The sequence below is a fragment of the Neobacillus niacini genome (genome assembly GCF_000759675.1).
GTDB lineage: Bacteria > Bacillota > Bacilli > Bacillales > Cytobacillaceae > Neobacillus > Neobacillus niacini_A.
This window is the reverse complement of the sequence record NZ_BAWM01000083.1, coordinates 121998-144728: the sequence shown is the minus strand read 5'-3', so window position 1 is coordinate 144728 and position 22731 is coordinate 121998. Positions and strand designations below refer to the sequence as shown.

The 22731-nt window shown below is 35.0% G+C and carries 15 protein-coding genes and 2 pseudogenes; 3 read left to right on the top strand and 14 right to left on the bottom strand.

All coding sequences use genetic code 11. The annotated features are described in order from the left end of the window. Positions 1-173: 173 nt before the first annotated feature. Together TR08_RS20225 and TR08_RS20220 are read left to right on the top strand one after the other, a co-directional pair. Entirely contained in the window at positions 174-1391 is a 1218-nt protein-coding gene (locus TR08_RS20225) for an ROK family protein (RefSeq protein WP_045521351.1), read from the top strand. Between the two features lie 167 nt (positions 1392-1558). Beyond that, the gene (locus tag TR08_RS20220; protein ID WP_045521349.1) at positions 1559-2470 is read left to right on the top strand and encodes an EamA family transporter; all 912 of its coding nucleotides are present in this window, start codon (positions 1559-1561) and stop codon (positions 2468-2470) included. A gap of 1065 nt (positions 2471-3535) precedes the next feature. On the opposite strand, the gene TR08_RS20215 is transcribed toward TR08_RS20220, so the two are convergent. From TR08_RS20215 to TR08_RS20190, 8 genes and pseudogenes are all read right to left on the bottom strand, one after another. Further along, positions 3536-4627, bottom strand: a complete 1092-nt coding sequence (locus TR08_RS20215) for a low temperature requirement protein A (RefSeq protein WP_045521418.1) — start codon at positions 4625-4627, stop codon at positions 3536-3538. 103 nt (positions 4628-4730) lie between these two features. Continuing rightward, complete coding sequence (locus TR08_RS20210; RefSeq protein WP_045521347.1) at positions 4731-5291, bottom strand: NADPH-dependent FMN reductase; 561 nt, start codon at positions 5289-5291, stop codon at positions 4731-4733. 320 nt (positions 5292-5611) lie between these two features. After that, positions 5612-5908: a GNAT family N-acetyltransferase gene (locus TR08_RS32980; RefSeq protein WP_441912657.1), complete on the bottom strand. Its 297-nt coding sequence runs from the start codon at positions 5906-5908 to the stop codon at positions 5612-5614. 3 nt (positions 5909-5911) lie between these two features. Next, positions 5912-6130, bottom strand: a pseudogene (locus TR08_RS32975) ((4Fe-4S)-binding protein); the annotation flags it as partial. A gap of 447 nt (positions 6131-6577) precedes the next feature. Continuing rightward, positions 6578-6811, bottom strand: coding sequence for an ATP-binding protein (locus tag TR08_RS31320; RefSeq protein ID WP_441912655.1), 234 nt, complete (start codon positions 6809-6811; stop codon positions 6578-6580). A gap of 6 nt (positions 6812-6817) precedes the next feature. Further along, positions 6818-8467: a putative phage abortive infection protein gene (locus tag TR08_RS20200; RefSeq protein WP_045521345.1), complete on the bottom strand. Its 1650-nt coding sequence runs from the start codon at positions 8465-8467 to the stop codon at positions 6818-6820. A 505-nt stretch (positions 8468-8972) separates the two neighbouring features. Further along, positions 8973-9983 carry a phospholipase D family protein gene (locus TR08_RS20195; RefSeq protein WP_045521343.1) on the bottom strand — a complete coding sequence of 337 codons (1011 nt, stop codon included), beginning with the start codon at positions 9981-9983 and terminating at the stop codon, positions 8973-8975. 24 nt (positions 9984-10007) lie between these two features. Then, positions 10008-10583 (bottom strand): hypothetical protein, encoded by a 576-nt coding sequence (locus TR08_RS20190; RefSeq protein WP_045521342.1) that lies wholly within the window; start codon positions 10581-10583, stop codon positions 10008-10010. A 609-nt stretch (positions 10584-11192) separates the two neighbouring features. On the opposite strand from TR08_RS20190, the gene TR08_RS34035 reads away from it, so the two are divergent. Next, the gene (locus TR08_RS34035; RefSeq protein ID WP_370576363.1) at positions 11193-11747 is read left to right on the top strand and encodes an EamA family transporter; all 555 of its coding nucleotides are present in this window, start codon (positions 11193-11195) and stop codon (positions 11745-11747) included. A gap of 850 nt (positions 11748-12597) precedes the next feature. Here the strand turns inward: TR08_RS34035 and TR08_RS20175 are convergent. From TR08_RS20175 to TR08_RS20160, 6 genes and pseudogenes are all read right to left on the bottom strand, one after another. Further along, positions 12598-16704 (bottom strand): S8 family serine peptidase, encoded by a 4107-nt coding sequence (locus TR08_RS20175; protein WP_045521339.1) that lies wholly within the window; start codon positions 16702-16704, stop codon positions 12598-12600. A 91-nt stretch (positions 16705-16795) separates the two neighbouring features. Next, positions 16796-18301, bottom strand: a complete 1506-nt coding sequence (locus TR08_RS30440) for a dockerin type I domain-containing protein (RefSeq protein ID WP_052427544.1) — start codon at positions 18299-18301, stop codon at positions 16796-16798. A 39-nt stretch (positions 18302-18340) separates the two neighbouring features. After that, positions 18341-20830: pseudogene (locus TR08_RS30435) on the bottom strand (S8 family serine peptidase). 824 nt (positions 20831-21654) lie between these two features. After that, positions 21655-22131, bottom strand: a complete 477-nt coding sequence (locus TR08_RS20165) for a DUF2569 domain-containing protein (RefSeq protein ID WP_045521337.1) — start codon at positions 22129-22131, stop codon at positions 21655-21657. A gap of 19 nt (positions 22132-22150) precedes the next feature. Next, entirely contained in the window at positions 22151-22318 is a 168-nt protein-coding gene (locus tag TR08_RS32715) for a hypothetical protein (protein WP_193747807.1), read from the bottom strand. After that, a complete protein-coding gene (locus tag TR08_RS20160; protein ID WP_045521335.1) occupies positions 22305-22727 on the bottom strand; it encodes a hypothetical protein in 423 nt (140 codons plus the stop codon). The genes TR08_RS32715 and TR08_RS20160 overlap by 14 nt, the downstream gene beginning before the upstream one ends. Between the last annotated feature and the right edge of the window lie 4 nt (positions 22728-22731).

The window sequence follows — 22731 nt, the reverse complement described above, 5'->3', positions numbered from 1 at the left end:
CTAAAAACCAATTTGAAAAAAAGTTTATAAAAATTATCTTAAAATATACTGTTAATAATTATTTATCAGGTTTCTTTTTTTCAAAAAAGAAAAAAGTTCGTTGTATTATCTTCTCCTCTATTACTAAATCAGATAAAATATAAAGTAACCCTTATTCATTTTGGAGGAAGCATATGTTAAAGCAATTTGCAGGCTTAACATCACCTAAAACAAAGAGCCTAAAACTTTTATATAGCCTTATTCGTAAGTTAGGACCGGTCAGGATTAATACACTTACTGAAATAACTGGATACAAACATGTGACATGTACACGTTTACTGGACGAGCTCGTTCAGGAAGGACTTATTTACGATAGTGGAATTGGGGAGTCTAGTGGTGGACGTAAACCATTGATGTATGTCATCAAGCCTGACGCTTATTATGTAATTGGCGTAGAAATCACCAACTTATACACCACTGTCCTGCTCCTTGATCTAACATTAGATATCGTAGACGTTGAAAAATTAAAGATGGATTCACAATGCACGGGAGAGTACACATTAAATTTTGTAACCCGATGTGTCGATGAACTACTGACTAAACACAAAATTCAAAAAGAGAAATTGCTGGGAATTGGAATTGGAGTTCTTGATCCCATTGATAAAGAAACGGGGGTTATCATAAACCCACATCTGTTTCCTGCAGGGGGCTGGGATAACCTTAACATCGTCGACTATCTACAACAAAATATTAATACTTATGTATTCATAGATAACGGAACAAACCTTGCTGCATTAGCTGAATACCGTAAAAACTATTGGAAAGAAACTGATAATTTAGTTTTTGTCTCAAGTGATATGGGAATTCGTTGCGGTACCATCTTACAAGGTAGTTTGGTTGGTAATAAAATGGAGATGGATGATGCCCTAGGACATATGGTAGTGGATATACACGGACGGCTTTGCTCATGCGGATCGTATGGTTGTCTACAAGCTTATAGCAGCTTGCCAGCCATTCGTAACGAAGTGGTCCGTCGGCTGAAGCGTGGTCAAGTTTCTATCCTTCAAGATAGGTTTAATGATGTAGAAGATATCGATTTTCATCATATTTTAAAGGCTCTAGAGCAAGAAGACCCTCTTTGTCTTGATGTCGTGAAGGATGCAGCTTATTATTTTGGCATCGGTCTTAGTAATCTAATTTTCCTTTTGCGACCGGAGATCGTTGTCTGCGGAGGAACACTGGTGCCGAAACCTCTTTTTTACGAAGTGGTCTCTGAAACAGCACAGAATCGACTCATGCCCTATCCTAACAGTCATGTTCAGATAATAAAATCAACTGCAGCCTACAACATCGTAGCCCAGGGAGCTGGATGTATGGTACTAGATTATTTCTCTGAAGAAATACTGCCTTGAAAAGTTGTTGATTGACATTCATGATGAATCGTTTTAGAATAAACAAAGTAATATTGAACCCAAAAAAATTTGTTTGTGGACTTTTCTAGAGACATCTCTATTTTCGCCACACAGCTACTATAGCTGTGTGGCTTTTTATGTTTTATAGAATGAAAGGGGTATATAAAATGAAAACTTGGCATTACGCACTACTTGTATTATTAGGGGGATGCTGCTACGGCGCATTATCCACTTTTGTAAAGTTAGCTTATGCTGCTGGTTTTACCAGCTCAGCGGTGACAGGAAGTCAATTATTAATGGGGACTCTCTTAATCTGGATCTTAGCTCTCTTTTCGAAAAAGAAAAAACTTACACTGCCGAAAATAGGCAAATTACTTTTATCGGGAATTCCACTTGGATTAACGAGTCTATTTTATTACCAATCACTGCAAACTCTTAATGCTTCGCTTGCAATCATCTTTTTATTTCAATTTGTTTGGATTGGCAGCTTATTTGAATGGGTTTTTTATAAAAAGAAACCAACCATGGGGAAGGTTGTTTCCATAGCTATTCTGGTGATTGGTTCAATATTTGCTTCAGGAATTATTGCTGGAGGCATCATGGAAATGACATGGCAAGGAACACTTTGGGGAATGCTTTCTGCAATTACCTATACCACCTTCATCTTTCTTAGTGGTAGTGTGGAAAAAGATACACCTGTTGTGCAAAAAAGTGCTCTATTTACCACTGGGGGCATGATTACCGTTTTCATCCTCAGTCCGCCAACGGAGTTACTGCATTTACCAGTATTAATGGAAATTGCACCGTACGGTTTTTATCTTGGTTTATTAGGAGTAGTCTTACCGCCGCTCTTATTTACAATCGGCATGCCACATATCGGACCAGGTCTTGGGACTATTTTAACATCCGCTGAACTTCCTATTGCTGTTATCTTATCATCGGTAGTCTTAGCAGAACATGTAAGTATGTCCCAATGGCTCGGTGTTGTATTAATATTAGGCGGAATTATAGCGGGAAATCTGAAGATATCTAAAACAAAAATAAAGTCTTCTTATTTGGAAAGGGAATCTACCTTATAAGAATTGTATCCGGGGTGGGGAGATTCCTTTGAGGGTCTCCCCTCTCCCTTTTAATATACATAAATTTTTCAAGCATTTTTGCAATTGAATAATCAATATAATAGCAGAGTCTGGTTAATATTGACAAAAGGCAAAGCAGAGTACCTTTCAAGAATTGGAAACTCTGCTAATCAACCTATCTATACCGGATGCCGGGGTCGAAATAAAAGAATTAGTATTGATTTAATAAGTTTTTTGTAACCAGTTTGTAAATGATTGGGATGTGTAATGCAGGTGTATAGTTTCACCTACTTCTTTGTTACCACACTCCAGATGGCTTGAGTAGTGATCGCAGAAAATTATAGATGTAGTAGTGTTTACCCTATACTTTTCAATTAATAATCATGTTAGCATGTGAAAGGCAATATTACATCATGCCTCCGAAGGTTGTGTATTTGTCAATATTAATTTGAGCCAGAGCGATCACTTCAAAAGTGAGCCACTTCATTCTGAGTTATTTCCATATTTGGGGGAGGATTGGGAGTTTAGGGTATCTTGCCCCGAACCTTACCATAAATAACGGTAAACTTAAATGTGTTAAGATGGATATTTATTAAATGGCGGTGGGCTGTTGGATATTAGAAATCTAGATTATACATTTTGCCGGAGTGAAAGTCTTTAAAGGCTTCCATGATTTCTTCCTTACTGTTCATTAGGTTCATCAATAGGTTCTCCACTTAAAACAATGACGAGCATATCGTCGGTTTGATCTTCAATGATGATATGCCTTAGAATATTGTCAAATTGGTAGTCCCTTTCTACAAACGCAGCGGTGTTGAAGTTTGATGGAAGTACGGTAGATGCTTGACCATAAGCCTTGAATGAAATATCAAAAAAGTGAATCGGCGTAAACGTTTGAGTAGGTTTTTAAATGCCATTGCAGCAGTAACTCTTGATACTTGAGTGCATGCATTTTATTGGAGCGAGGAAGATTCACCCATAATTGAATCATTTGGAATAAACCGCCTCGTCTCGCATGATATTCTTTGTGTAACTTATATGTATCCCGGTAGAGAAGAATTAGCTTTACGTCGTTGTTACTTTGGCATAGATCATGAAGAATAGGGCAAGTTCACCCACAAGGACTAGGTTAGGGACAGTCACAATCAAACTGAACACAACTAGACTTGCTAACAGACCACTAAGTAAGAAGAAATGATACTTTTTATATTTGTGTTGTTCATATCTGTATTGATGAAAAGTAAGTGTCGTTGCAATGAAATAAAGGAATGCGGAACCATAAATATAGGTTAAGCCAAAGAAATAACTGATATCATTGAGGAATATCAGTTTTATGGAAGCAGCAATCATGCTTAGCGACATGAGAATAAAGAGATGACCATAGATAATGGCATGTCCAACGGTTCCTATTGATTTATTTACCTTTTTTTCCACATTATCGAAATACTGCCACCACATGGACAGAATTAGAATGAAGGAAGTGACAGAGAATAATATCGAATTCCAGTCCCCTCGATGCGGTTGTAATACCGAAAGGGTGCTGACGATCAATTCTCCAAAAAGAATGAGTGTCAGTGACGCAAAGCGCTCTAACAAATGAGCCATGTTGGTCGGCATCTTGATTAAATACTTACGCCCAAATATAGGCACTAAGATATCCACGAAAATACCGATGTATAACAAAATATAACGAAACCAAGAATCGAAAAAGATGGAACTTGCAGAAATAAGTACTCCAATCCAGAATCGGGTTCCCAAATAGTGAGCTACTAATCTTCTATCCCCCGTTTCCTTCTTTCGAACGACTAGATATTGTATGGCTGTTAAAGATCTCAAGCCGATATATCCGATTAGAAATGCATAATAATATAGATCAAAATTAGCTGATAAGCTAGAAGTCATGATTAGGACGAACACCATTTGAACAATCATATGAATACGTTGATTTAATATGTCTTGTCCGAAACGATTAATAAATAACGTTTGTCCTACCCAAGACCACCAAACTGGAATGAACATTAACACATATTTAAATAAATACTCGATTGGAATGTGTTTAGCCTCTACCTGAAGCAGAACATGTGTGGTTGTAGCAACAGCTGCAACAAATATTAAATCGTAAAATAACTCTAACCATGTCACTTTCTTCTCTGCTATATTCAACGAAGCTTCACTCCCTACACTCACATAGCTACAAAATTGGTATATTAACATTCTCCATTCTATTACTTTAAGGGTTACCCTCTTTGGTCAACTTTTATTAATCTAAAATAGGAAGGTGATCAATCCAATCAATAAATTGTTGTAAATAACGCTGAAGATATCGTTTTGTTTTTTCGTCAGTAAGTACTTTCTGATTGGAATCAATCTTTTCATGTACTTGTGAAATTAGTACTTTTTGAAACGGAAGTACATGGGCTTGCATGGCTTCTAAAATTTGTCTGATTTGCATTTGAGAAAAAGCAGTACCTAATCCTCCGGGAGTTGCTCCGATAAGACCAACTGGTTTTCTATTTAACACAGAGGACTTCGCAGGTCTTGATGCCCAATCCAACGCATTTTTCAACACGCCCGGAATCCCAGAATTGTACTCTGGACTTACGATAATAATACCGTCTACTTCTTGAATAGAAGACTTAAATGTTGTTACCGTTTCTGGATTTCCTTCCATTTCTAAATCTTCATTAAATAAAGGAAGATCATTTATCTCAATCCAACGGAATTCGACGGAATTATCCATCTCTGCCAATGATTGAGCAATGATTCGATTATAAGAATTTCTTCTTAAACTACCACAAATAAGACCAATGATTTTAGTCATACAAATTTCCTCCTTGTTTGCTCTGTTTCTAGAAACTTTTTGGATTGGAACATCATGTCGTTTCTCTTTACCTTTTTTGATACATGTATACGATACGCCGCGTTTTATGCAGAAATTATTGTCGATGTTATTATGCCTGTTTCGGAAGCAAGTAATCAGTGAAAGCCTGGAACAATGCATGCATAATAAGTAAGTTCATCATCTGAAACTGTGCGATCAGTATTGTCTAATTAAGTTGTCATTGGTTCCATTACATATCGAATTTTTAAAGTTGACCCATTTTTAAATTCGAATGTTTATTATCTATTCTTCTGCTCCCCTTAGCGTCTCCATACGTCTGCGTATTCTTCTTTTTTCTCGAATTCTAATTTTGCAAATGGACATAGTGGAATAATTTTCATATTTTCAGCGCGTGCTTTATCAACAACTGCTTTTACTAACGCTTGTGCAACACCTTGTCCACGTAATGAATCATTTACTCTAGTATGATCGATAATAAAAAAATCATCATTCGGACGTGTAAATGTGATTTCCGCTGTAAGTTCGCCATTTGCATCTTCTAAATAAAAACGATTTGAGTCTATTAAAAATTCCATATCCATTTCCTCTTTTCGAATATATTTTAGTGCACCTGATGGACATGAATCCACCACTAGTGCAACTTCTTCTGCTGATGCGTTATCTGCAATAATCCAGGGCTTACGTTTTACTTTAAATACATCGCCATTCCCACGTACACATTCTCCTGCATGGACGCATTTCTTAATGTCATAAAATACATCAATAGTTTCTCCAGGGTATTTACGATATCCACTCTCTAGTAATTCTTTTTCTGTCACAAAAATCACTCCTATTCTAAAGGTTCTAGCATTGCTTCAATTTCAATACGGCGAGATTCTAGTTTTGGTGGTAAGTGAAGTAACTGACCAAGCCCTTCAATATCACCATTTTACACAAAGCCTGGGTCCTCTGTTGCTAGATCGAATAAAATCACAGAAGTACAAACTTTTAAAGTAGTGTCGATTGACTTCTTATGTTTTTCTTCAATTTTAATGACTTCATGTTTGCTAATACTTGTCCACGAATTTCTACTAAGTGTTTATAACCAAATTAGTTTTTTTTGAAGAATGATATTTTTTTCATTTTGTATAAATTTATTAATTTTGGTGTTTCTGATTAAGACATTTATTTAGTAAAAAAGTTGACTTAGATTTCTTTCAAGAATAATAATATCACACATATAAATGGTGAGGGGCAAGATACCCTAAACTCCTCGCGCGCCAGGCCTACTGGTCGCTTTCGTCCCTTTGTTTCATACTTTGTCTAAATCGATATGATTCTCCATTAAGGAGGAGGATATGAGCCCTATGGGTTAGTCGGTCTAGAAGAGCTGCGGTCATCTTTTCATCCCCGAATATAGAGGTCCACTCTGTAAATTCGAGATTCGTAGTTATCATTACGCTAGCTCGTTCATTACAAACCTTAGATACAAGGCAAAAAACACTTACTATAACAAAAATAAAATATTAATTTGTTACCATTGATCTTTGTGCATTATAAAATATTTCAAAACACTCGTCCTTTAAAACTCTACACTCGTTATTTATGATTTCCAAATAATCAATGTCAATATCTAATTGTTTTATTAATTCCCTTTTATCGCTCTCATATATTTTCAATTTATTTATGAATGAATCTATTTTTTTCGCCAATCCTTTGTCAATTAATTCCTTTTCTATTGATTTTATCAATTCCCTAGGAACTACTAATTGTCTATTTACATAGTTATTTGCAATTTCTTTAATTCTAAATTCAAATAAACTTTTATAGTTCTTTAAAATTTTTATATTATCTAACCATTTTTTATGAAATCCTAATTGATAAACTTTACTCATATTAAAAATTATATCTACGTCTAGGTCATCAAAATCTGTAAACAATTCCATGTGGCTACAAATATCTTTATTTATTAATAACTCATCCTTCATCTCATCTAGGAAATCATATCTCTTAACTAAAGGCAAGAAACCATCATTACCATATGGACTAAGGCAATTATAAAATAGCATAATGTGCTCATATGATGTAATTTGACTTCTTACAATACCAAGATAAAATTTCTTTTCCTCATTATTAATAATATTAGAGTTATCTACATATTTAACTATTCGATGCATGCTTCTAAAAAAATGTCCTAAAATGTGATGATATTCGTTATATATTTCTTCGTATACTTGGTTAATTAATATGTATTTAAATTCTCTAGTTTGATACACTTTTACAAAGAATTCATGAACTAAATCAATATTTTCTCTACAATATGCAAGTGATTTGCTTGCATTTTCATTTACCCTTTCACCACTTAAAATCCCTTTGAAATCATTAGGATCAAATTTAAACCATTTTAATAATACATCTTCATAAAGGAAACTATTATTGTCATTAAAAAATTTTAATTCTCTTTCTACCTCTGATTTACTTTTAAATTTTTCATATATTTCTTTAAATTTTGGTCGAATGCTATCCATAACTTCATTATGAGATGAAAGAATATTAAAAAACGTGTTTTCAAATCTCTGTAATACCAAAGTTCTGTTTTGTTCATCTAATTCTTTATTTGTCTTTTCGAATTCTTCTCTAGAAAGTTTTAACTCTTTCATTTGTACTTTGAGTTGTACTTGTTGAGTTATTAAAGTAGCTGATAAGAGAACAAAACTTGAAAAGGTTAAAAAAGGAACTGTAGAACCTGCAACGAAATCACCATATGGTCCTAAGTCACCAAAATTAACATTAAATAATCCCACCAATAAAACACCACATATTGGAAAAAGGACGGTAATACTTGCTACAAACCATGCAAATTTTGAATAAGTTTTTGCTTTGTTTTCTAAAATCTTTTCTTCTGTATCATCTACTAACGAAAGATTCTTACTTTTATTTTCTTTACTTTTTTCTTTTTCCATTAAAGATCTTTGGACTCTAAGATAATAGATAAAATAAATTACTATATAACCATATGCTAACAGGCTAGTTATGTATCCATATACATCTGCATTAGTCCACCAAGGTCCAATATTTTTCAGTAAATTTTCATAAAGTAGAATAAATAATATGGAAAAGAAGAATAATATCTCTTTCCATTTTCCTTTCCAGTAGTTCAGTAAATCTCTAAACAATATTTTATCCCCCATTTTACATTAAGCGTATTAATTATCATATTTTCCTTTATCCCTAATAGAATCAACCTAATAGTCCCCTTTTTTAACTGAATTTTACAGTATTCAGCATAACTTGACAATCGACACTTAGTTTTAATTGTAGTTTACAAGATATAAACAAACATGTTTTATGTATTGCTAATCAGACCATTTTCTAAAAACTTCGTAAATCCTTTTATTAATAGATTCAACATTCCTTTAATCTATTTTGCTGAATTAATACATTTTTATTGAAAACCTTGCATAAACGGGAATTTCCCATTGAGATACATAAATTGAAGTTGGTCGTACATTTATTAGTCGTCATAAAGACATTGTGTACGATTCTTCGGATGTGGAGGAACTAACTATTAATTATGAAGGACATTCACCTTAGAAAGCGCGAAATTGGTTATAGATGTAAGTGTAAGAAAACGGCAGCATCATCTCCGTATCTTCATGATAGCAATATTAGTGACAAATACTACTTCAAAACCTTAAAACGCATGGCACCTTCATACTTTTTTATATCAATCTTTTGAACGGATCTTTTCCCCTTAATGGATAGAAATAGTTCGTCCCCTTTTCTCTTAACTTTAAATTGGTAATCTTTCATTTTTTTTGTATTTGATAAACGCTGGATCTTTTCAATTATGAAAGTTGTTGGCAAACAAACAAATTGATCCGGCTCTTCTAATATGAGAATGAGAGCTTTTACTTTCCGTTTCTGAAATAGTGCAGCCGATTTTTTTGAAATTTGATAATTAAATGTTTCATAAACCAGTTCTTGATTCTTTTCCGCTACTTTTGAACGCATAATTTTTACGATTTGCTTGTCATTAATTGTAAATGCGTGCTTATAATAACCATTTTTCATTTGGGAGTAACTCTCAATGGTTCCTTTTTCTTTTAGCTTAATTAATAATTCTTCATGAGGAGAATAAGGCTTGAAAGTAATATTAAAATCACGATGAACTGCTTTTAATTGCTCACTCATGGACCCGTATTTATCTTGTAATTTAATGATTTGCTCCTTAAAATCTTTGAAATAATCAATGGACCTCACTTCTTCGTGATTCCAAAAATCATTCCTAATGAGTGTCAAATCTACATGATTCGCTCTCTTTTCGATGAGTATTTCCTTATTAGCTTCCTTTGCTAATCCTAACCCCCTATTAGTAAAATTCGCTGAACCAATAAACAAACATTTTTCGTCAATTAGATAGAGTTTGGCATGTAAGTAAGGCAGCATTTTAATCTTAAAGCCGTAAGTCTGAAGAGTAAGAATAGCTTCAAGGTCCGTTGCACCAGTTATGTATTCCTCACCAGGTGGGAGTGTTAATATTTTTAGATCAAGATTTTTATTCTTTACAATGTTAACAATCCGGGCGGCCGTATTATATTTTATATATGGTGAAACAATCAGAACGGAATGTTGTGCTTCTTTCACTGCATTCTCTATCACAGTATGTAAGTCTTCATTCAATAGACTCATATTTCACCTCCATTTGATTCCTATTTACTGTTTTCCAACAATAGGATTTAATTGTTTTCTTAACTCTTTCTCAAAATGCTCTACCAAAAAATATTGTTCTTTTTCCAGGTTTTTTAAAGAGATATAGCTCATTCTGTATTTTAAATCTAACTTTCGATCTTTTAGTCTCATTGCATATGTTTTATTGGATTTAGGACCTAGGATGTGTTCCATCACACGATTCTTTAACTTCTTCCGCTTTCCTAGGTAAAAAGGAACCCAATGTCCATGTCGAATTTTGTTAAAATGATATTCGGCATTTGTCTTATAAAATTTTGGAGACTTATAGGTATCACCTATCTCATTCCATTTAGATGTAAAATCTTCATGAAACTCATCAAATGTTATGGAAGCTTCAAATTTTGGAAAACGCTCCTCGAAGTAATAGATTCCAGGATCATCAGCCAAATGTTTAAATAAGCTATTAGTGTCCTCCATTTCAATCTCTAACAGATGCTCTTTATTTACTAAATATTGATAAAAATCCTGTTGGTAATCCTTTATTAAATTTGTCGTCTTTTTTTCTATATCCTCCACTTTTAAGTAAAAGTCGTTATTCAAAAAATTACCCTCCTAACTACCTACTAAAGGAACTCCCTCTACCTGCTATTCTACTATAATCGACAATAAAATCCATAAAAGGCCGAGATATTCCTTTCCTGGGAAGTCCCTAGCTCTGGTTGTAATTTTAGTTAACATAATATAATTATGTATATCTAAAATTTGTAATTAGTTTATTAAAAATTACTTCATTTCACAGATTTTATTAGCTGTGTGGCATTTTATGTTTTGATTGACTGAAAAGGGTAGGAAAAAAGGAAAACTGGGTATTACGAACTATTTTTTATTGAGGGAATGCAGTTCCGGCGAATTATAACTTTTGTCAAGTTAGCTTATTCTAATGGTTTTACTAGTCGCTAGGTAACTGGAACTCAATTCTTAATTGGGGCTCTATTAAACTGGATCGTAGCTCTCTTTTCGAAAAAGAAAAAACTTACGCTGCACAAAATAGGCAAATTACTTTTATCCGGGTTTCCACTTGGTTTAACGAGTCTATTTTATTACCAATCTCTGCAAACACTTAACGCATCGCTTGCAATCATTTTTTTATTTCAATTTGTATGGAGTGGCAGCTTATTTGAATAGGTCTTTTATAAAAAGAAACCAACAATGGGGAAGGTTGTTTCCATAGCTATTCTGGTGACTGGTTCAATATTTGCTTCAGGAATTATTGCTGGAGGCAGCATGGAAATAACATGGCAAGGAACACTTTGGGGAATGCTTTCTGCAATTACCTATACCACCTTCATCTTTCTTAGTGGTAGTGTGGAAAAAGATACACCAGTTGTGCAAAAAAGTGCTCTATTTACCACTGGGGGCATGATTACCGTTTTCTTCCTCAATCCGCCAAAGGAGTTACTGCATTTACCAGTATTAATGGAAATTGCACCGTATGGTTTTTATCTTGGCTTATTAGGAGTAGTCTTGCCGCCGCTCTTATTTACAATCGGCATGCCACATATCGGACAAGGTCTTGGGACCATTTTAACATCCGCTGAACTTCCTATTGCTGTTATCTTATCATCGCTAGTCTTAGCAGAACAGGTAAGTATGTCCCAATGGTTCGGGGTTGTTTTAATATTAGGCGGAATTATAGCGGGAAATCTGAAGTTATCTAAAACTAAAATAAAGTCTTCTTATTTGGAAAGGGGATCTACGTTATAAGAATGGTAGTCAAGGGGTGGGGAGGTTCCTTATCGGGTAACCCCTCCCCCCTTTTATATTTTACATAAATTTCTCAAGCATTATTGAAATTGAAAAATCAATTATGATTGCAGAGTCTGGTTGATACTGATAAAAGGCAAAGCAGAGTACCTTTCAAGAATCGGAGACTCTGCTAATCAACCTATTAATACCGGTGGTCGGAGTTGAAATAGAGCAATTAGTAATGTTTTAATATGGTTTTGTGGAACCAGTGTGTAAAATTTGTATATAATTATTTGGATCTATAATGTTGGTGTAGTGCACCTGCTTCTATTGTTACCACACTCCACATGTGTGGACTGCTGAAAGTAGACAAATTAAATTAATTAGATGTAGCAGGTGTTCACCCTAAAATATCCTAGCCACATTTTTTATAAAGAATCTTTTATTTGTTTATATATACTGAATATTATTTTTAAAGAAATGCTACTCCTTTTTGGGAAATAATTACTATAAAATTTTGTTTCGCAATTATCGACATCCTCTTTTGTGGCTTTTGTTTTGCTACTATCCGTTTCAACAAAGTGTGGTACCAGATCTACAACACCATACTGCATTCCTTTATAATTAATCTTATTTGAACCAAATACAATTTCATCAGCTATAGGCTTCAATTTTAAACATTAATATGCCCCTTAATAATCTATATCAGCTATCTTTTTGCCTTCTTCATCTATTTGGGAACTACCCCTACCTGTATCAAAATAAGCTAGATAGCTAGTATAATAATGAATTTAAATGTTCTATTAAGAAAAAAAGACAATCAACAAGGATTTCATTGCCCTATTGATTGTCTTTAAAAACTATTATTTTAATTGATTCCTAGTTCAATCTTTACATCATCAATCATTGTACCATTATACTTCTTAACAGCTTTCGGAGCATCATTAACTGTTGGATTACTCATCAAGTAATTCGCCTCAACAAAAGCAAAATCCTTCGCATCAGTAGTACCATCAAAGTTAATATCAGTATTTCGATTATTCGTACCCCAATTTTCCTTCATATTAATAGCATCCATCACATCAATCACATTATCATTATTTACATCTCCTGCAATTATGCTGATTCCACCAATTAACTTTGCTTCTCCAAGTACACCGTTTTCTGTTTGTTTTCCAATCGTAAAGATTGCTTTTGTTGTAAAGTGACTTGGTACAGCCATTTCTACTGTAAATGGTTTATCAGATAACGGAAGATTTAAAACTTCAAAAAATCCATTCGGGTGAGCAATAACCGAAGTATATTCATTCATTTGATCGTCGATTACTTTAATTTCCGCTCCTATTTTCGAATAATCCATTCCTGCAATCGGCATACCTTGTGGCGTAAATAATCCTTCTGGAAGTAATTTGGCAGCCATTTGCGAATAAGTTGGTAATACTTTAAACGACTTCATAAATCCAGGCGCAACTTCAGCTTGACCAGATTGATTAATGTAGGTAGCCTTTAAGTCTTGTAGTTCATACCATCCTTTATTGTAATTCTCACTCTTTGCTTTTACTTGAATATCAAGTAGTGGTAGTGCACCTGAAATTGGGTTTGTTGTTTCAACAGTAACCTTCACATGTTTTCCGCTGATTCCATTTGTTTCTTCTTTTGTAATTGAGCTAATTTGATTTTTTGATTGTGAGTTTCCTGAAATCTCTACAATCTCAAAATTTGATTGAGCATAATCAAACTCAAACGTGACTTTGTTTGTCTTATTTAAGTTATGAGCTGTTAATGTTGTTGAAACAGTTTCACCCATTTTAATTTCTTCTTTATTCAAGCTACCTGAAATATACGGGCTTCCTTTTTTAACAAATAGTGTTTCATTCATTCTGCCAAAATCTCCATTTGACGCAGCATCCATCGCAAATGAATAATATCTCGTAAATGAATTTGGATTTAATTTAGCCTCACCTTTATACTTTCCATTTTGGTCGACCTCTAATGTTTCTGATGGTTCAGCTTTCCATCCATAAGGGCCCATATATGAATCATAATAACCTACTACTGAATTATATGACTGATCCATATCAAACCCAAAAGTTTTCATATCCTCTATGTCTTTATCAAAGATCGTTCCTGAAAACGGGATTGATTGCTGACCTTCTTCATATTCATAAACTCCAAATGGTAAACTATGCTGTACAGTCGGGTTTTTGTCCTCGATATATACTTTTGTTTCTGCACTAAATGTTTTTTCTTCGTCGCTTCGGCCAATTAATTTAATTTTATATAAGCCTGGTTTTGCTTGTTCATATTTGTACACTAGCGGGCTATTTGGATCTGCTGAAAATGGAATATAGATCCCTCCAAAACCGTTAGCAAGTCGATATAGAATGTTTTCATTTGCTGCAATACCGTCAATTGTTCCAATAATTCCCAGGTCTTCATTTGTAGTTGCATCTGCAAGAACTACGTCAATGTAACGCATATGAGATTTCAATTGGAAGAATAAGTCGGTACGCGGTCTCGTAAATGGATGATTATCAAACGTATTACTTGTCAAAGCATATGGATATGCTCCTACCTCTTCAATACCTTCTTCTACAAAACGCGCTGCAAATGGAATTTGGTATGTTTCATCAGGATTTTGTTTATTTGTGTAAACAATATATCCTTCGTATGCCCCTTTTTCAGCATTTGCTGGAATATCGATAAAAACTGTATGGTTCTTTTCTTGACCGGCTTTAACCTTTAGTTCTGAATCAACAGTAATCTTTACATTATTAGCAACTGCATCATTAGAACCTCTTGCCGCTTGATATTCTACCTTTATATCAAATACTTTTGATTCTTTGCTGTTATTTTTTAAGACGACGTTACGATGATCTCCAATGTTCACACCAGTTGAAGCGAAAGTGCCAAAGCTGATCGCTCCAGTTTTCTCTTTAATCGTTTTCATTTTAGATCCAATCATTATATCAGTTTTATCAAGCACCTCTAGATTCCCATCAGCGTGAATCGCTTCGTATGCGTCTACTCGACCCGCACCAACCTCAAAAACACTGTAATTGTCCTTAAGTGAGTCAGCTGTATTCATAAAAGTAGTCTTTACATCTAAAGGCGTATAATCTGGATGAGCCTGAAGCATTAATGCAGCAATCCCTGCTACATGTGGACTAGCCATTGATGTACCTGATAAACGTGTATATGCATGCTTATAGTCACCAAGCCCCTGACTACCAGCAAAGTGAGTAGGAACAGTTGAAAGAATATCTACTCCTGGTGCAGTAACCTCTGGTTTAATATCATACGTTACACGCGCTGGACCACGTGAGCTAAAGTTAGCTAGCTTGTCTCCTTCTGTTTTAACTTGCCCTAACTGCTCAAATGAGTATGTCGTAGCTCCTGCTTGTAGTTTTTGGATTAAAGCAAGACCTTGAGCATTCGTTAATGAGAAGGTTGGGATATTCGCTATAGAGTCACCAATATAATTTGGAACATAACCTTCTTTCGGATCGTTATTGTAAATAAACAACGCAGCTGCACCCTTTAATTTAGCAAATTTGATTTTATCGTTTAATGTAATATTACCACGTTGAACTAAAGCGATTTTTCCTTTTACATCCTTACCGTTATAGTCTGCAAAGGTACCAAAGCCCACATTTTCTACTGGAAGATTCTTTCCGATAAAGTTCTGTAACTGATCAGTGTAGCTCTTTCCAATTAAACGAATATCTGAAGCGATTTTTTCTGTACCAGCTTGTACTGACCCTTTTATTTCAGCGATTGTTGTTGGTACACTGCTTGCACCAACTGCTAATCCTAATGGTGCATTTCCTGGTGTTCCAACCGTATACATTCCGTTCCCGGCATTTCCAGCAGCCAAAACAGCTGTTACTCCTGAAAGTACTGCATTATTAATCGCAAAAGCAATCGGATTCATCGGATCATTGTAATCAGAACCAAGCGACAGATTGATAACATCCATTCCTTCACTTACAGCCCTGTCTATTCCTCCAATAATTGCATCGAAAGATCCTCTTCCATACGGACCAAGTACTCGATATACATACAAATCAGCATCTGGTGCTACACCTCTTACTGAATATTCCGAGTCGTTAGTTCCTTGTCCAGCAATCGTCCCAGATACGTGAGTTCCGTGTGAAGTATAATATGATGCTCCCCCTACAAACTCTAACTGTTTGGATTTTTTCCAATCGTCATAAGTTGCTTCCATTGGATCGCTATCATTATCGACGAAATCATATCCCCCTTTATATGCAGCTTTTAAGTCAGGATGATTGTAGTCAATCCCCGTATCAATTACCCCTACTTTAATGCCTTTTCCTGTATATCCTTCTTCATGAAGCTTGTTCACTCCAAGGAATGGATTCACATCTCCTTGAGGTAAATTAGATCCAGTTTCTGTGCTCTCTTGTTCGACAGGAGGGTCTACAGATAGTACTTTACTTTCCCAAACAGTTTGTACAGCTTTCGACTTCATCAATGCTTCAACTTTATTAGCAGGTATTTGCATGGAAACACCGTTAAAAGCATGCTTATACATTTGTTTTAGAACATAATGTTTCTTATCCTTAAAAATTTTTGTTAAATCATTTTGAAACGATGTGTGAGCCTCTTCGACCTGTTGATTTGCCTGAGACAGACTTAACGACTTTCCTTCAGCCTGTGCAGACATGACTGCAGTTTTAGAAGGTAAAGTCTTAAATTGTACAATAACAGAGATTTTTTCATCACTATTTAAGTTAACATCAGGGCTTAATTGCAGCCCTGATTGATCACTTAATTTTAATTGCGTTAATGCTTTTCTTTGTTCTGGAGTAAGCTTTGCTAAGATCGACTCAGTATTCATGGTAGCTTGTGCGTTAACTGGCTTGAACCCAGAAGTTGAAACAAGACTGCTTGTAACCAAGCTTGTAACTAGAGCAAATACTGTAACTGATTTCGTAATGTTTTTTCTCATACTCTTCTCCTCTTTCTTCATAATAAGCATTTAAAACTTTTTATTAAGTAATTGTTATTCCATAATTGTTCTAGTAATCTCTCAATTCTTATTACTGGATATTAAGTACCTTCAGCAAACTCTCTAAAGATTGACCTTTAATTGTCTTTTTTGGTGTCGGTGCATCTGCCACTGTTGGATTTTGCATCAAATAGTTTTTCTGTACAAAATAAAGATCTGCCATATCCACTTTTCCATCAAAGTTAATGTCTGCTTCACGCTTACTTGTTCCCCAATTTGATTGGATATAGATTGCATCAAGCACGTCAATCACATCGTCTTTATTTACATCGCCCGCAATTGCAGTGTTGTAGTTTAATAGGTATCGTTGTCCTATTAAACTTCCAAAATCACTATCACTAATCTTAAAAGACTTTTTCACCGTAAAATGACCTGGGATGTCCATTACGAATGTAAATGGTAGATCTGTGACTGGTAACTTTGATAAGGTAAATGATGGTTGTTTAGAAATTACACCATTATAGTCAATTCCATTTACATCGGTTGCTTTAATTGTTCCACCCATCATTGTATGGTCAATTCCAAAGTATACAGCGCCGTTTCTCATTAACCCTTCCGCCCTTACATCACCAAACGTTTCAGAATAAGTTGGAATCATGGAAACATTAAAACCTGCACATGGTACTTGTACTACGCTATTAGATGCATCTGTATAAGATGAACTTGAAATCGAAAGGGTAGTAGGTTCTTTGATGAATTTATCATCACGAACTTTTAAAGTGATATCCACTAACGGAATATTCCCCGTTACGTTGGCTCCTTCAGGTAAAGATGCAGAGATTTTCAAATTTCTCAGTGTTCCACTGTCTGTAAATTCTTGATTTATCTTAACGTCCCCTAATTTGCTTTCTTCCGAATTTGGCTTAATATCAATCAGATCAAAATAAGTTTTAAGATATTTAAAAGCATAATCTGCTTTGCGTAGATTTTTTACATTGTTCATAGATAACGTGAATTTAAACGTTTCACCCATTTTTACAGTTTGTTGATCCGGCTTCGATATTGCATATGAAGTCCCCTTTTTCGCAAAGAAGAATTGTTTAGCGCTACGGAAATCCTTGTTAGTTGCTCCGTCTAGACCATTCATTTGCACCATTAAAAGTGGATTAGATTCGAGCATAGGTACATCAACGGAGAAAGTCCCGTCTTCAGCAACTGGCATCGCTTTACTTGATCCCCCATTGTAGCTATATATCAGCTTGTTAGAGGATTGAGTACGATTGATACCGTTAGCTTGCATGTCAGCAATCTCCCCATCAAAAATTAATCCTTGAAGCTTGAAAGATTTCTGTCCTTCTTCGTATTCGTATACCCAATCAGCTAGTTCCATATTAAGAGTTGGCTTCTCATTATCAATATAAACTGGGGCCTCGTTTACAAACGATTCTCCATTATCATCAGTTGTAATTAATTTGATTTTATATGCTCCCTGTGGTGCAATTACAGCTTCATCTGCAAATGGATTCTTCTCGTCATCAGTTAGCGGGTAGTATGATCCGTTAAATGCTTTTTGTAAGTAATAAGTCACGTTTTCCATTAAAGGAATACCGTCTATTTGACCAATATATCCTATTTCTTAATTTGTCTTTACATCTTCTAAAACTAGGTCAACAGTTCTCATATGAGATTTAAATTCGAACATGAGACTAGCATTATTAACTAATGCTAAGTGGAAGCTATCCGATTCTGTTGTAAAGACATTTGGTGACACAATCATCCCATTGATTCCTTTTTCAACAAGACGTACTGCGAACGGAATTTGATAAACTTCTTCAGAGTTAGATTGATTTGTGTACATAATATACCCTTCATACGTTCCCAATGAAGCGCTCTTAGGAACAAAAAGCGAGACTGCAGATTTCTTACTTGAACCTGCATTTACTTTAATCATCTTATCTGTTGAAATGGATACGCCATTTGCCTCTGCATCCTTGGAATCTGCTCTATCTTTTTGAAACGCTACTTTTACATCAAAAGTTTTTTCTTGATTACTATTGTTATAGATTGTGAGCGATCGGTTATCTTCCACATCTTCACCACCTGGTGCAAGTGTGCCAAAACTAATTGCCCCTGTTTTTTCTTTAATTTTCTTTTCCTTATCCTTACTGAGTGTTGTTGTTTCATCTGAAACTTGAACTTCAACATCAGAATGAATCGCTTCATAAGGATCAACTCGACCGGCACCCACTTCATAAACACTATACGCGTCCTTTAATGGATCCGCTGTATTCATTAAAATTGTTTTAATATCAGACGGTTCAAGATTCGGATTTTTTTGAAGTAATAATGCAGCAATACCCGAAACATGCGGTGTTGCCATAGATGTACCTGATAGCTTTTTATAAGCAACATTATAGTTTTCACTATAGTCAGGACCATTTATATTAGCTGGTACTGTGGAAAGTATTTGCACACCTGGTGCAGTTATTTCCGGCTTAATATCATAAGTCACTTTTGTTGGACCCCTAGAACTAAATGGAACTAAATGATCACCTTCTGAAGAAACCACTTCTTTGATGTCATCAAACTTGAATGTTGCTCCATTATTTTGTTTCACTTTCGTATCTAATGCCAGACCATCCTGTTTTGGCACAAAAAAGGTAGGGATATATTTCGGATTTTGACCTAAATAACCTAATGAGTCACGGCGGCCTTCGTCATCATAAAGAAAAATAGCTTTTGCACCATATTTTTTTGCAGTTGCGATTTTTGAAGATATGTTTGCATAATAAATATCCATCATGACAATCTTTCCTGTAACATCTTTGCCAGCATAATTTGCTTCAAGGCCAGAACCTAGATCAACAATTTGTAGAGTTTGTTCTTTAAAATCTATGATAGGATTGTCAAAATCCTCTGCATTTATCTCCATTTTTGGAGCAGTCAAATCACCTGTATTTGTATGAAGTGTTCCTTGCGGCTGCAATACTGTTGTACGAACATCACTTGCTCCAACTGTTAATCCAAGGGCTGCTGTTCCTGGAGATCCAATCGTATACGGATTACTTCCTGCATTACCTGCTGCTACAACTGCTGTCACACCTTGAAGCACTGCATTGTTAATCGCAACACTTGTCACAAAAAGTGGGTCATTGTAATTTGTACCAAGCGATAAATTAATAACATCCATTCCGTCCATAACTGCTTTATCAATACCAGCTAAAATTGCTGTTAATGATCCTGAACCAAATGGACCTAAAACTCGATATGCATACAATTCTGCATCGGGTGCAATCCCTTTAAGTGTATTCTTTGAATCATTTTTCCCACTGGCCGCAATTGTGCCAGATACGTGAGTACCATGTTCTGTATAATAGTTAACGTTGCCTCGTGATGGCTTTCCTGCTTAAACCCATTGATCATATGTAGTTTCCATTGGGTCTGAATCATTATCTACAAAATCATAACCACCTTTATAGGCATCTTTTAAGTCAGGATGATTATAATCAATTCCTGTATCAATCACGCCTACTTTAATTCCTTTTCCTGTGTAGCCTTCTTGGTGAAGCTTATCAATTCCTATAAAAGGTAGGCTACTTGGCATGTTAGATGAATAAGTTACCTGCATTTCTGAAGGTAGGTCTAATTGTACTTCAGCGTCGCTCCAAACAGCTTTAACAGTATCTGATTGCAATAATGCTTTTACTTGATTTCCAGGAAGAGTCATCGAAACACCGTTAAAGGCTGTTTTGAAAGATCTTCTAATTTTATATTGCTTTTGTTCCAAGATCCTGCTTGCATCTTTTTCAAACTTATTATGTGACTCTTCAACAAGTTGATTTGCACTTGATAAAGATAAGCTTTTACCTTGAAGCTGAGACTCAAGCATCGCAATTTTTAATGGCTTTGTTTTAAATTCGACAATGACTGAAATTGGTTGTTCAGATTCTAAATCAACATCAGGTGACAAAAGTAGTCCCGATTGGTCACTAGTTTGAAGCTGCTTTAATGCTTTTCTCTGTTCTGGTGTAAGCTTTGCTAATATTTGTTCAATTGGTAACGCGGTCTGTGCGTGAATATTGTCTACAGACAACAATGCTGGAAATGTACTGCATATTAAACCCATACATAGCGTCAAAGAAGTGAAACGCTTTGAAATTTTGTATTTCATACCTCTATTCTCTTCCCTTCCCTCAAGATTAATTGTCTTTCTCGTTAAGTATAAAATGATTTTATAGAATTTTAGTATTACTAAAATTCTGTCAATTTTATATTTTTTTTAGACATTTTTTCTGAAAGATGGTGGTTCGTCTGCGGAAACCGAGTGGATTAATATCTCCAATTTTTTTCCCATGTGGGGGTCATAATTATACCCTCCCATCAACATAAACCTCTAGTACTCTAGGTAACCCAGCAAACAGATCTTCTATAAATAATTTTTTTCATTTTAGTCCCCCTTTTTTATTATTCGAATAAATTATAACAATGACTATTTCGCGATTGATATAAAATTCAGAATTTTATGATTATTTATTTCTTAAGGTATATTTGGTTTTACTTAATTGCTATTTTTTATAAGTTCATGCATAATATTTCCTAACTTTATTATTATTTAGAATGCTCCGCTTCATTATGAAAGATACTTAAGTGAAAGAGTAATTAGATTAAGGGTAATAACAAACAATATAAAGATTGTGAAAGGTTGCACTTAAACTAACGGGTGCTTTAATTTAACAAAAAAAGTCGATTTCTCGACGTAAAAGGCAATCGACTTTTTTATACTGTTACCGTGGCAGCCACTAGCTTACTAGTCTGATAGCATTGTTCTTGCACCACATGCCGTAGACGTTCATATTCTCACTGTACGCCATTTCACACACTTCCAAATAGTTTTACTGGGATTCAAAATAAAACCTTTAACACAACAAAAAAAACGAGTATTTCTACTCGCTAGTAAGGAATATTTTGATCAGTTGGTTTCTCATCAAAAATTATTTTTGAGTCTTTACTTAAAAACGTTACTTTAACTCGTTTGGATCTAATAAAATACGGAACCCACACTGCTGCTTGCACTACAGCTCGCAATACACCTTCTATATACGGTATTTCACCTTGGGCTAAATTTGGTAAATCAGAATAAATCAAGTTTCCAATAAAGGAATCGATTGAGTGAAGGATTACTGCACTTATAAAGTAAAAAATCATCAGTGCCGGGAATCGTCTGCTTTTCCTTAGCATAAGCACCAACAAACAAATGCTGAATATCATCGTAAAAATATTTAATGCCACCTCATAAATTACCCAAGTACCAAACAAAGGATGATACATATCTGATCCGTGTTTAGTAATTGTATGCCATACTTCTGGTTGAAAAACAGAAAATGAACTACTAAGCTCTAAACCTATACCTACTGGGGTAAGTATCAAACCAATCCCCCCTTAACTTTCAAACGTTTACATTTACAACCTTAAGTTTAATGCTTGTTAAAGCCCAGTCCGCTGGTTCCGGTCTGATGATATTAATAAACTTGGCCAGGCAATAGATTTCTTCCTCCACTTTAGGAATCATACTAGAAGTTGGTTGTCCCCTTTCTTTATCATCAATACTTCTCAAACCACCCCGCAATAGCTGGAAAACAATCAAATTCCTTCCTCATTTCCCGAAACGAAATCACATCATTGCCTCTCGTAAGCTGAAAATCTAGCGAATATTCGTGACAGTTCAATGGAGGTTGAGGAAATGTTCTCTTATAGAAGTGGATGGCCTCTTCCCGGCTCGCTGCAAAGATAAAAACAAAATCCTTCTGGTTCATTTTCAGTGAGTAGATGCAAATTTTATTAATGCAGAGTACATTTTTTTGAATCAATTCTTCTACTTTCTGAAGGTCTGCTCGTACTAAGTCTATTTTGATGGAGTCGTCATCTAATGATATCCTCTTCTCTGCTAGTAAATGGTAGATGTAATGAGCCAAAGCGGAATTTTCATACCGTATAGTATCTAGGTAAAGATCTTTCACTAACATGTTG